The 12,306-nt window shown below is 57.2% G+C and carries 7 protein-coding genes; 2 read left to right on the plus strand and 5 right to left on the minus strand.

Features of this window, described 5'->3' with window-relative positions:
- Window positions 1-98 precede the first annotated feature (98 nt).
- Window positions 99-5,018 (plus strand): DNA repair ATPase, encoded by a 4,920-nt coding sequence (locus tag KUC_RS08070; RefSeq protein ID WP_040479919.1) that lies wholly within the window; start codon window positions 99-101, stop codon window positions 5,016-5,018.
- Window positions 5,019-5,145: 127 nt separating this feature from the next.
- On the opposite strand, the gene KUC_RS08075 is transcribed toward KUC_RS08070, so the two are convergent.
- From KUC_RS08075 to KUC_RS08095, 5 genes are all read right to left on the minus strand, one after another.
- Window positions 5,146-5,700: a zf-TFIIB domain-containing protein gene (locus KUC_RS08075; RefSeq protein ID WP_040479921.1), complete on the minus strand. Its 555-nt coding sequence runs from the start codon at window positions 5,698-5,700 to the stop codon at window positions 5,146-5,148.
- Between the two features lie 79 nt (window positions 5,701-5,779).
- On the minus strand, window positions 5,780-7,912 hold the full coding sequence (locus tag KUC_RS08080; protein ID WP_007112678.1) for a TonB-dependent siderophore receptor: 2,133 nt from the start codon (window positions 7,910-7,912) through the stop codon (window positions 5,780-5,782).
- Window positions 7,913-7,959: 47 nt separating this feature from the next.
- Entirely contained in the window at window positions 7,960-9,090 is a 1,131-nt protein-coding gene (locus KUC_RS08085; protein WP_007112679.1) for an ABC transporter substrate-binding protein, read from the minus strand.
- A 9-nt stretch (window positions 9,091-9,099) separates the two neighbouring features.
- Window positions 9,100-9,897: an ABC transporter ATP-binding protein gene (locus tag KUC_RS08090; protein WP_007112680.1), complete on the minus strand. Its 798-nt coding sequence runs from the start codon at window positions 9,895-9,897 to the stop codon at window positions 9,100-9,102.
- The gene (locus KUC_RS08095) at window positions 9,894-10,952 is read right to left on the minus strand and encodes a FecCD family ABC transporter permease (protein ID WP_007112681.1); all 1,059 of its coding nucleotides are present in this window, start codon (window positions 10,950-10,952) and stop codon (window positions 9,894-9,896) included. The genes KUC_RS08090 and KUC_RS08095 overlap by 4 nt, the downstream gene beginning before the upstream one ends.
- 258 nt (window positions 10,953-11,210) lie before the next feature.
- Between KUC_RS08095 and KUC_RS08100 the strand changes: the two genes are divergently transcribed.
- Complete coding sequence (locus KUC_RS08100; RefSeq protein WP_007112682.1) at window positions 11,211-12,263, plus strand: class I fructose-bisphosphate aldolase; 1,053 nt, start codon at window positions 11,211-11,213, stop codon at window positions 12,261-12,263.
- Window positions 12,264-12,306: the final 43 nt, after the last annotated feature.

Genomic DNA, 12,306 nt, shown 5'->3' on the forward strand with positions numbered 1-12,306 from the left:
AAGCAGCCGGTGACTTTTCGTACAAGCCCTAAGACCGCAACTGTTACCCCATTGCGGTCTTTGCTATTTCTAGTGAGCACTTTTTCAGGATGAACACTATGTCGAAGGAGCACTCTTCGGTTGAAAATATCGTCAGAGAAAGCACCGCATTCGAGACGATTCAGCGGCGGTTGAGAACCCAGGGCGGCGAGCTGGGCGCTTCGATCGGAGAGCTGAACGCAGCCCGCGCTGACGTTTTCGGAAGTAGTAGCATGGCGCTGCTGGGGAGAGCCCGGGTACGCACCGAAAATAACGCCATTGCCCGCGATATGGTGCGTATTGGTGAGCAAATCTTGTTTGGCTTCAATGTTCAATTAGGGTTGCGTAAAGAGCTTGAGGCGAGCGATATCTTTGCGCTCTACTACCTCAAAGACGACGAAGAGGGGCTGGAGTTAAGCGAAGCGCCGATGGCGGATAGCTTCCTCACCGAGAGCCGCTTTGTTCAAGATTTCAAAGAACTCCAAAAATACTATAGCCATGCCACGCTGGTTCAACTGGTCACCCTTAACAACAAACTGCTGATCGCTTTTCAAATAGGGGAAAAGCTTAGCGACCTACGCGTCTTCCGCTGGGAGTTGGCCGCCGGGGGGGAGGTGAGCCGCTATATCGATAACCGCGGTGAGCGCGACCTGGCCTTTCCGGATCGCTTCGCTTTCGCGTGGCAAACAGCGGGCCGGGACATGCAGGAGCAGGGCCGTGCGCCCCACCTGAATATTCTCGATACTGTTTTTGTCGATAACCTGCGCGGCAACATTACCTTTAAGATTGAGAACAACACCAGCAGCGGCGAGGGTGTATTTGCCGACCCGGTGGAGTCAGACTCCCAATCGCTGGATGATGCCAGCTTTGAGTATGCTGATCTCGGCGCGGTGGTGCTGATCCGCATTTTGCCCTTCAATGAGAAACAGTGGCGCTACTATGTTTTTAATCGTGCAGAGCAGCATGTTAAACGCGTTGATGCCATGGCGGGCTCGGTGGTTGAACTGCCGGAAAATCATGGCCTGATATTTCCTTCGGGCTACTACTTGAACTCTGGAGAGTTGACCACCTACGAAGTGCCCGAGGAGGACCTGCGTTTCAAGCGCATGGTGCGCTCGCCAAACGGCGAAGATGTTCTGTATATCTTCTACGCGCCACAAACCGGGCAGGTGGTGCTTTATCGCTACAACTTGATCCGCAAGCAGGTCGATACCCCCATGGTGGGGCATGGAGCGGCGATACTTGAAAACGGCCATCTGGCGATTTTTTATGCCGAAGATGAGCCGACGCTGGTTCACCCCATCCAGGTATGGGCAACGCCCTTTATGTCGGAGCGCTTCCATGCCCAGGATGAGGTGCGTAACGACACGCCACTAGGCCGAATCGGCAATCCTGATCTGGTGCGTGGCATTGCCGAGCTTAATAGTATCGTGCAACTTGCTAACGAGAAGCAGGCGTCCGAGCGGCACTTTAACGCCATTATTCGTCGGGTCGACCGCACGCTGAATCAATTCCACTGGATTGGCGAAGCTGACTTTCAAGCCATTCACGCCGCGCTTGAACAGCTAAAGCACACCGCTGAACTGATGCTTGATGAGTATGAGAAAGTTCAGGCGATTCGTGCTCAGACTGCTCAGGCGCTAGACGAGGTTGAGAAACAGCAGGCGGCGCTGCTGCGGGAGCTCAAGCCCAGTAGTTGGAAAACCCCCGATCTATTCGTCACCTACCTGAAACATCTACGCGACCATCGTGGCCGGCTCATGGCGCTGCGCGAGCGCCGCTACCTGGATGAAGAGCGTTTGCAAGCGTTAGAGCAAGCGCTGGATAAAGCGGAGCAGTCGCTGACCCAGCAGACCTTCAGCTTTCTTGCCCAGCCTGAAGCCTTGGACGGTTACCGGGAAACCCTGGCGGCGTTAAAAGAGCAGGTAGGCGAGGCGGAAAATCGCCAGCAGCTGGCGGAGTGCGTAGGGCGTTACCGCGAATTGACCTCGGGCCTGGATATGATCCAAGGGCTGCTGTCGTCGATGTCCGGCGGTGATGCTATCGAGCAGACGCGGATCACCGAGAATATCTCCAGCATCTACGCCTCGATTAATCAGCAGCGCTCCGAAGCAGAGATCCGTTTAAGAGAGCAGGGCAGTGCAGAGGCCCAGGCGCAGTTCGCGGCCCAGATTCGCCTGTTTGAGCAGAGCCTGGCCAACGGTGTCGGCGCGCTGCGGGAGCCCGACGACTGCGATCAGCTAATGACCCGGATACTCGACCAACTCCAGGAGTTGGAGAGTCAGTTCGGTGAGTTTGATGAATTTTTGACCACCATTCTTGAGCAGCGTGAAAGCGCCCACGAAAGCATCGAAGCACGCCGCCAGCAGCTGCAGGACGAGCGTCAACGCCGCGTTTCTACTCTGACCGACGCCAGTCAGCGAATCCTGGCCAATGTGGAGCGCCGCACAGAGCGCTTTGAAACCCTGGAAGAGCTGCATAGCTTCTTCGCGGCGGATGCCATGGTGGGCAAAGTGCGTAGCATGGTCGACGAGCTACGCGAGATGGGCGGCAATCTTGAGGCGGACGATATCGCCGGGCGCCTGCGCTCCTCTCAAGACGCCGCCATGCGTAGCGTGCGCGACCGTTCCGATATCTATGAATCCGGTGGCGATGTTATTCGCTTAGGGCCGCGCCACCGCTTCAGCGTCAACCAGCAGCATCTCGATTTAACCCTGGTGCCGCGCCAGGAGCGCATCATGCTGCACCTGACGGGCACCCAGTATTACGAGCCGCTGGAAGACGAGCGGCTGACCGAACTGCAAGACTACTGGGGGATGCTGCTGCCTTCCGAAAGCCCCGCTGTTTATCGCGCCGAGTACCTTGCCTACCGCTTTATGGGCGAGCTGGCGCAGCCCGGTGCCAAGCCACTTAATGTGGAAGATTTCAGCGAGCTGCAGCGTCAGATAGCCAATTTTGCCTCGCCGCGTTATCGCGAAAGCTACGAAAAAGGTATCCACGACCACGACGCTGCGCTCATCGTACGCACCCTGTGGCCAGCTCGCCAAAGTGCCGGTTTGCTAGGCTTTGGGCCACTGCCCCGGGGGCTGGCGATGTTGTTCTGGGCCGCCCGTATTCATGATGAAGAGGCGACCCGTAACCTGCGTGCCCGTTGTCTCTCGGCGGGCATTCTGTGCCGCATTATGAATAACGAGGATCTGCTCAACGCCTTGATCCAGGAAGTACAGCCGCAGCTTGGCGCTTTTGTATCAGCCCAACAGATCAACTGCTCGGTGAGTGAGATAAGCAGTGCCACTGACTTTCTGGTGCGCCAGCTGGCGGAAGAGGGCGAGCGTTTTCCGGTCACTCAGTACGCTGCTAGCTTGGTAGAGAGCTTTACCACTTCCATGCAGCAGCAGGGCCACTACGCACATTTCCAAGAGGCCTTGGCGGTGGTGGCGGGCAACCCTGGCGCACGCTGGGTGATCACTTCCCATTGGCTGCAGGCCCACGCGGGGCAAGCCAAGCAAGAGGCATTGCTGCACTACCTGCCTGAAGCGATAGCCATGCTCAACACGGCGGATCGGTTAGCCACCGCGCCCCATAATGTCGAGCTAGCCTTCACCATTACCGGCTTGCTGGGCCAGCACGGGCGGCTTGAGCAGCAGGAGCTCACGCTTCAGCTGGACGACTTTCAGGAGCGGCTGCGCCACCATGAGCAGGTCGTGATACGCGACTGGACGGCACTGCAAGAGCGCCGCCAACTGATTTTACGCGAGCAGCGTGAACGCTTGAGGCTCGAAGAGTATCTGCCCAAACCGCTGAACTCCTTTGTGCGCAACAAGCTGATTACCGAAAGCTACCTGCCCATTATTGGCGATAACCTGGCTAAGCAGATGGGCACGGTAGGCGACACGCGGCGAACGGATAATAGCGGTTTGCTGATGATGATCTCGCCCCCCGGCTACGGTAAAACCACCCTGATGGAGTATGTGGCGAACCGCCTGGGGCTGATCTTTATGAAGATTAACTGCCCCAGCCTTGGCCATGATGTGACCTCGCTAGACCCAGAAGCGGCTACCCACTCCACCGCCCGGGCCGAGCTGATTAAGCTGAACTTGGCGTTTGAGATGGGCAACAACGTGATGCTCTATCTGGATGATATTCAGCATACTCACCCGGAGTTTTTGCAGAAGTTTATCTCGCTATGTGACGGCAGCCGGCGGGTAGACGGTATCTGGAACGGACGTACCAAGACCTACGATATGCGCGGTAAGCGCTTCTGTATCGCCATGGCGGGTAACCCCTACACCGAAAGCGGCGACGTGTTTAAAGTGCCCGACATGCTGGCCAACCGCGCCGATGTTTATAACCTGGGCGATGTGTTGAGTGGCATGGAGGAGGTCTTTGCGCTCTCCTATATCGAGAACGCCATGAGCGCCAATACGGTGCTTGCCTCTTTGGCAACGCGGGGCATGGACGACTTCTACCGCTTTGTGGATATCGCCATGGGCCGGGAGGTGCCGAGCACTGACTTTGAGCACGACTATAGCGCCGCAGAGCGCGAAGAGATCGTTGCGGTGCTGAAGAACATGTTTAAAGCCCGTGAAGTGGTGCTGCGCGTTAATCAGCAGTATATCGCCTCCAGCGCCCAGGCCGATGAGTACCGCACCGAACCCTCTTTCCGGTTGCAGGGTAGCTACCGCAATATGAATCGCTTGGCGGAGAAAATGTCGCCGATCCTCAGCGACGACGAGCTTGAAGCGATCATTGATGACCACTACGTCGGCGAAGCGCAGCTATTAACCCAGGGCGCCGAAGAGAATCTGCTCAAGCTGAAAGAGCTTCGGGGCACCTTGAGCGAAGCGGAAAAGCAGCGCTGGGATGATATCAAGCGTGAGTTCCAACGTCGGCAATTAACCGGGGGCAATGAAGAGACCGGTGCATTGGTGGTTCGCCAGTTAAGCTTAATTGCGGAAGGCGTTGGGCAGTGGGGGAAGGGAATATCCGGTGAGAGTTAAGGCTGACTGTATTGCCGCCCCCTGGTTAATCATTTGTTATCCATAATGATGCTGGGTCGATAAAAAATCAGCCGCTGTTAATCAGCGGCTGACTAATCATTTATCTAAAAGCACCCACCTAAAGCACTTAATGAATAGCGGAGAAAGGATTTTCTGCCATTAAGAAAGCACGTAAGTCAGCTTTTTGAGCGTGGTTGTGTAGCCACTCACGAACGTCGCAGGCTTTTTGATAATCGGACTCGCCAAATTTGCTGCGATAAAGATTTTCAAAGGTGTCACTGGTTTTTTCCTGGCGTATCCGCTTTTGCCAGGGATCTGTCAGTATGCTGTTCAGGTTGCCGGCGAGTCCTTCCGCAATCAGCATTTCCCACTCGCCTTTATTCAACCAAACGCCCCCGACGCGGGCGCTGTAGTCGATTCTGTGGGCATTGTCTTTAGTAATGCGAAACTTACTCATAATGCCGCCGGTCATCGGGCAAATAAGCGCGCCTACTGTGTCTTCAGCTTCAATGCTCTCGACACAAATGTCATCAAATACGTGTTCGGGGTGACGCTCTTTCCAGCTAATGTAATCTTCAATCAAGATCCAATTGCCGCCGCAATTGTCGCAAGTATGACTGCGGAAAAGAGCATCCATAAAGCTCGGGACTAAGTTCCCTTGTTGGCATGCGGTACACTTCATCGGCGCGTTCCTGCTGTTAAGTCCATGATATCTTTCTCATGTATGAAAGTTGTCACGCCGAGAAATTGACACTTAAAACTTAAAACTTAACCGACGCCTGCAAGCTAACTTCCAGCGGGTCGCCGACCACTACTCGCGTGCTGCCACCGCTTGAGGGGTAGTACGTGGTATCAAACAGGTTCTTGGCGTTGAGCTGCAGGTGCAGGTTGTCGCCTAACCAGGGGGTGTTCCAGCCGATAAAGGCATCGGCGACGGTGTAGGCGTCTAGCTGGAAGCTGTTGTCAGCGTCGCCTTCGCGCTCGCCCACATAGCGTACCCCGCCACCCAGGCGCCAGTTGCCCAGCCCAGGCGCGGTGGTTAGGTCGTGCGCCAAGTAGAGGCTGGCGGTATGGCGTGCGGCGTTAGTTAGCGCGTTGCCCTGGGTGCCTTCGGTATCTTTGAGTACTTCGGTATCGGTGTAGGCGTAAGCCCCTAGCAGTGAAAGCTGATCGGTCAACTGGCCGGAAACAGTCAGTTCGACTCCCTGGGAGCCCGCTTCGCCTACCGTGCGGGTCACGCCGTTGTCAGAGACGGCAACATTCTCTTTGCGGATATCGAACAGTGCAACGGCCAACGAGAGTTGGTCATTCCAGAGGTGTTTGACGCCGATTTCGCTGCCCATGCTGTGTTCGGGATCCAGTGTTTTGCCGGTATCGCTGTCGGCGCCATTGGGCACAAAGGCTTCGCTGTAGCTGGCATAAACCGACGTATCCGGAGTCAGGCGATGCAGCAAACTGATCGAAGGCAGAAAAATATCGTCGCTGATATCGGTGGCGGTCACAAAGGGCTGGCCGCGGCCGCCAAACTGCTCGTAGTGGGTGTAACGCCCGCCTAGCCCCAGCGTCCAGCGGTCGTTGAAGTGCCAGCGGTCATTGAGATAAACGCCAGTGGTATTGATTTCATCCAAGCGGTTGCTGCGCGAAGTGTTAAGGCTATCGCTATCCAGATTCAGGCCACCGTAGCTCATGTCGTAAATATTTTGATCCGTCACCGCCGTGCCGCGATACACCTCGGCTAGATAATCCCGCTGGCGCTCATGATCCACACCGATCGTGAGGTCGTGGCGCATCCCTGCGAGGGTGGCGGTGCCGGTAGTATCCCAGGCGGTATATTGCACGCGGCGGTCAAAACCGTAGTTAGCATCGGCACGGCGGGTTAGCGCTCCGGTGTCTTCATTTACGCGCAGTACCCGCGGTTGACCATCGCTGTACTGGCGGCGGTTCCAGCCGTAGGTCAATCTTGTCGACCAGTCGTCATTGATATCCTGCTCCCACCAGGCGGTGACCGCTTCGTCGTGACCGAATACCCGTGACCAGGGTTCGTCGAAACGGCGACCGTTGGGCACCTTGGCGGGTTCTCCGTCGATCATCACCGTGCCGCGATCCAGATCCAAGTCGTAGTCGCGATACTCATAGGAGATCTGCGCGCGGCTGTCGCTGCCTTCCCAGCGCAGCGAAGGGGCAACGATCGTGCGTCGATTACTTCCGAAGGCGCGGAAAGAGTCTTCATCTTCATGATGGACGATAAACCGGAACGCCAGGCCAGTATCGGCAAGCGGGCCGGTGACATCCACGCTGGCATTGCCGCCTCCCAGGGAGGTGGCTTCAGCGCTGATCTCGCGTTGCCACTGGTACTCCGGGCGTTTGGTGACTAGGTTGATTACCCCGCCGGGATCCTGCTGGCCTTGGAAGAGCGATGCCGGGCCCTTGAGCACTTCGACATGATCCACAGTCGCCATGGAGAAAGTGCCGCGTGGTTGGCGAATGCCGTCGATCAACGTCGAACCATCGCTGTTGCTGCCGAAACCGCGTTTGATAAAGCCGTCTTCGGTGCCACCCATATTGTTGCCTTCGGTCACTCCTGCGACCATCACCATCGCTTCGTTCAAGCTGTCGATATTATGATCGGCCATCACCTGGGCGGTGACGGTTTCCACCGTGCGGGCTTCTTCCAGAAACGACACCGGCTGTTTGCTGGCCAAACTGGAACGCTGGGCACGATAGCTCTGCGGGGCTACATCAGTAAGGCGATCCGAGGTGACGATCAGTGTTTCTGAAACTGTTTCTGAAACTGTTTCTGAAGCGGGCTCGTTGGCTTGTTGCGCGTAGGCATAGGGCAGCGGGTTCAGCAGTAGCAGCGGCGAAAACAGCGCAATGGTTCGGGAGCGGAGCATGGAGGGTATAGATCCTTTTTATCGTCAGTGGGTTGAGGGAGTAAGCGTTATTGAGCGTTGAGTGCGCCCCAGAAGTGCCCCTCGCGACTTAGCGCTGGCGGGGTGGGCAGCAAGGCGTCGAAGGTAGCGGCCGGGTCGAGATCATAGAAGCGTTCGGGGTAGAGCCATTGGGCAATGCGTTCCAGTGCGACAATGGCAAAGGGGCCTTGATGAAAGCCGTGCCACAGGGAATAGAATTGCCCCTCCTGAACGGCGTTAAGATGCGCCCAACCGGGCAGCGATTGGCTAAGGTGATGCAAGTCCTGGTCAATATCGTCGGCGCTGACACCGAGGCCAGCCCGCAAGCCATCCCCCGCTGACCACTGCCCTGCGGTGTTGAGGATGACGTCGGGTGGGTGGCTGAGCACCCACTCATTACTTAGCGTTGCCGATGCGCCGGGGGTTAACGCATCGGCGATATTATCGCCACCGGCCCGGGCCACTAAGTCGGCTAGCCCGTTGCGTAGATTGGTGCGGCAGCAGTCAACTTTGACCCCGGGTGCCACATTGATCAGCACAGTGGGTGGGTCTGTGGGCAGGTCTGCCAAGCGCTGGTCGATAAGTGCTAGGCGCTGCTCAATCAGGGCGATCATCGCGCTGGCCCGGGGCGTTGCGTTTAATGCCTGGCCTAACAGGGCAAGGCTTGTGGGCGTGTTCTCCAGCGGGTGACGGTTAAAGTCGATAAACAGGTAGGTAATACCCAGCTCGTCTAGCAGCCGTGCCAGTGGGGAGCCTTCGATGCTGCTAGCGCGGGAGAGATCGAACAGCACCAGATCCGGGGCCAGATTCAGCAGTGCTTCGCTATCCAACTGAGGTGTTGGCGCGCTGGAAAGCGCTGGCAGTCGATCCAGTGCGGGCCACTGGGAGGCAAAGCGTTGCGCCATGGCGGGGTCAAACACGGCCAGCGGATAAGCCCAGCCTGCTAAGTGCGGTGTCGGGTCATCCAGTAGCGTTGCAAGCGCATACAGCTGGCGCGGCTGGGTTAGAAATAGCCGAGTCGGCGGCGCTGAAAGCGTCACCTGGCGGCCTGCTAAATCGGTGACTTGTTTAGGGAAGCCCTCTGCAGATTCACCTGCCAGGCATGCGGCAGCGCTTAACAAACTCATCCAACACAGCAAACTAATAGCCAAGCGGCGCATGTCGGTATCCTAGAGGGTATTCGCAGAGAGGTGGCTGATGCGATCGCTTAGTACCACTGGCCGCCCTAGCGAGCATCGCTCTACTCGCGCCTCCACACCGTAAGCGGCGCGCAGGACGTCGGGGGTAATCGCGTCGTGTGGGTCGCCGGCGGCCAGCAGACCGCCGTTACCAAACAGCAGCACCTGGTCGCAGAAGCGTAGGGCGAGGTTGATATCGTGAATCGCCATCAGGCAGACCGCCTGACGCTCCGCTATCACTGCGCGCACGGTATCGATCAGCGCTAGCTGCCAGCGCAAATCCAGTGCGCTGGTGGGTTCATCCAGCAGTAATAGCGCGGGCTGGCGGGCAATTGCCTGGGCGAGGCCCACCATCTGGCGCTGGCCGCCGGAGAGTTCGCTTAACGGGCGCAGGGCGAGCGGACGAATGGCCAGGGCATCGAAAACCCGCTCGATTAATGCGTCTATCTGTGGTCGGCTGAGGTCGGGGCGTACGGCACGGCAGGCGCTAAGTACCGCTTCATAAGCGACTAATGTGGTGGCCTGAGGAAGCGTTTGCGGCAAATAGCCCACATGGCGCATCCGCGCTGCACCGCTAAGGGTGGCGAGATCAATATCGTTAAGCTGCATACGCCCGCTGGCAGGCTGTAAGCCCGCGATGGCCTTTAACAGGGTCGATTTGCCCACCGCATTAGGCCCCAGCACCGCGACCAGCGAACCGGGTGGCAGTGTGGGCAGGTTTAGCTGCTCAAACACGCGCCGTTTGCGATAGCCGGTAGAGAAATCGCTGAGCGTAAAGCCTGCTTTCATCGCGTTCGCCCCTGCATCATGATCAGGGCCATAAAGAAGGGGATGCCCACCAACGAGGTTACTAGCCCCACGGGCAGTACCAACCCATCGACCAGCGTTTTACTGGCTATAGAGGCAAGCGACAGCACCAGCGCCCCCGCCAGAGCGCTGCCCGGTAGGTAGAAGCGGTGATCTTCACCCAGCGCCAGCCGGGCCATATGTGGGCCGACTAAGCCGATAAAGCCAATGGTGCCTACAAACGCCACTGCGGCGGCAGCGAGCAGGCTGACTCTAAGCAACGAGATAAGCCGCAACCGCTCAACCGCAATACCGAAGCTGCGCGCATGTTCATCACCCGAGCGCAGAGCCGTCATTGCCCAGGCGCTGCGTAGCGAAAAGGGCAGGCAAACGGCCAGCACTGCTGCGACGATGGCCACCGTCTCCCAAGAAGCACGGGACAGGCTGCCCATCGTCCAAAACACTAGTTGCTGTAATGCATCGGGGCTGGCGATGAGCTGCAAAAGCGCGACCAGCGCATTGAGTACAAACACCAGCGCGATACCAAACAGCACGATAATCTCGCGGCTGGCGCCGTAGAGGCGCGACAGCGCATTGATGGTCAAAATCGACGCCGCCGCAAACACAAACGCCATTAAGGCGGTGGCGTAGTGGGCACTTAAACCAAACAGGGTGAGGTTAAAAACAATCACCAGCGATGCGCCCAGGGTGGCCGCCGCACCCACGCCCAGGGTAAAGGGGCTGGCCAAGGGGTTATTCAGCACCGTTTGCATTTCGGCACCGGCCAGGCCCAGCGTGGCGCCTACCAGCACCGCCATGAGCGCCGCAGGCATGCGGATCTCCCAGACAATGGCCTGCTGAATGGGCCCTTGGGACTGCGCATCAAAAATCAGCGTGATCAATTTATTAAGCGATATAGGCGCTGGGCCGGTGGCAATATCGGCAAGCAGTGACAACACCAGCGCGATTGCTAAGCCTGCGACGATCAGTAGGCGAGTAACAATAAAGCGCCGATAGGTGGATGCCAACGGAGCAGCAAGCGGCGAAGAGGCGGGCATTGTGAAGGTGTTTCCAGGTGAGAACGCAAAGTTAACAGATTTAGTCTTATTTGCGACTAAAACTCATTCGTGATCATATTTTCATCCTTTAGTCGTAGCCTTGTCAACCGCAGGGAAACCTAGCGCCGTCTGATTGCCGTACTGGTTCCCCTATGTTCTATTGAAGGTCTTAGGGCTTTATTTAAGAGCTAGGCTTTATTGAAGAAGTATCTGGCCTACACTTACCTTTTGTTACAGATAAGTATAAAGGAGTTCATCATGACCGATATAACCGCTCTGCTAGGCAGTGACGCCGAGAGTTTGCTTAACCACACTTGTCAGGGTGTTCGTCGTGAGGACTTGCATCTGCCGGGCCCGGATTTTATCGACCGTGTTATGGCCGATAGTGATCGCAGCCCAGCGGTATTACGCAATATGCAGAGCTTCTTTAACCATGGACGCTTAGCGGGCACCGGTTACCTTAGCCTGCTGCCGGTGGATCAGGGAATTGAGCACTCGGCGGGCGCCTCTTTCGCGCCTAACCCACGCTACTTCGACCCGGCCAATATCGTTGAGCTGGCTCTTGAAGGGGGCTGCAACGGCGTCGCATCGACGCTTGGGGTTCTCTCTTCCGTGGCGCGGCGCTATGCCCACAAAATCCCGATGATGCTCAAGCTTAACCATAACGAGACCCTGAGCTACCCAGCGATATACGACCAGACGTTATTTGCCGATGTGGAGCAGGCCCACGATATGGGCTGTGTGGCGGTTGGGGCGACGATTTACTTTGGCTCCCACGAGAGCCGTCGGCAAATCATGGAGATCAGCGAGGCCTTTGAGCGCGCTCACCAGTTGGGCATGGTCACCGTGCTGTGGGCCTACCTGCGCAACCCGGCCTTCAAGCAGGGCGGCACCGATTACCATGCCGCCGCTGATCTCACCAGCCAAGCCAACCACATGGCTGCAACCCTTAAAGCGGATATCGTCAAACAGAAACTGCCTGAGAATAACGGCGGCTACAAAGCGGTCGGTTTCGGGCATACCCACGATAACGTCTATAGCAAGCTGACGACTGATCACCCCATTGACCTTGCTCGCTATCAGGTCGCTAACTGCTTTATGGGCCGTGCTGGTTTGATCAACTCCGGCGGTGGCTCCAAAGGGCACTCCGATCTTGGCGAAGCGGTGCGCACGGCGGTGATCAATAAACGTGCTGGCGGCATGGGCTTGATCTCGGGGCGTAAGGCCTTCCAGAAGCCGATGCAGGAAGGCGTTGACCTACTGCATGCGATTCAGGACGTCTATCTTTCCAAAGACGTGACGGTTGCCTAACCGCATGGTGTAGCGACAAACGTGATTGGTTAGCAGGAAGGGC

Source organism: Vreelandella boliviensis LC1 (genome assembly GCF_000236035.1).
Classification (GTDB): Bacteria; Pseudomonadota; Gammaproteobacteria; order Pseudomonadales; family Halomonadaceae; genus Vreelandella; species Vreelandella boliviensis.

What these genes read in the sequence shown, in the direction of transcription:
- KUC_RS08095 (WP_007112681.1), bottom strand. Translation starts at nt 10,952, where the DNA reads ATGCCCGCCTCTTCGCCGCTTGCTGCTCCGTTGGCATCCACCTATCGG.
- KUC_RS08100 (WP_007112682.1), top strand. Translation starts at nt 11,211, where the DNA reads ATGACCGATATAACCGCTCTGCTAGGCAGTGACGCCGAGAGTTTGCTT.
- KUC_RS08085 (WP_007112679.1), bottom strand. Translation starts at nt 9,090, where the DNA reads ATGCGCCGCTTGGCTATTAGTTTGCTGTGTTGGATGAGTTTGTTAAGC.
- KUC_RS08070 (WP_040479919.1), top strand. Translation starts at nt 99, where the DNA reads ATGTCGAAGGAGCACTCTTCGGTTGAAAATATCGTCAGAGAAAGCACC.
- KUC_RS08090 (WP_007112680.1), bottom strand. Translation starts at nt 9,897, where the DNA reads ATGAAAGCAGGCTTTACGCTCAGCGATTTCTCTACCGGCTATCGCAAA.
- KUC_RS08075 (WP_040479921.1), bottom strand. Translation starts at nt 5,700, where the DNA reads ATGAAGTGTACCGCATGCCAACAAGGGAACTTAGTCCCGAGCTTTATG.
- KUC_RS08080 (WP_007112678.1), bottom strand. Translation starts at nt 7,912, where the DNA reads ATGCTCCGCTCCCGAACCATTGCGCTGTTTTCGCCGCTGCTACTGCTG.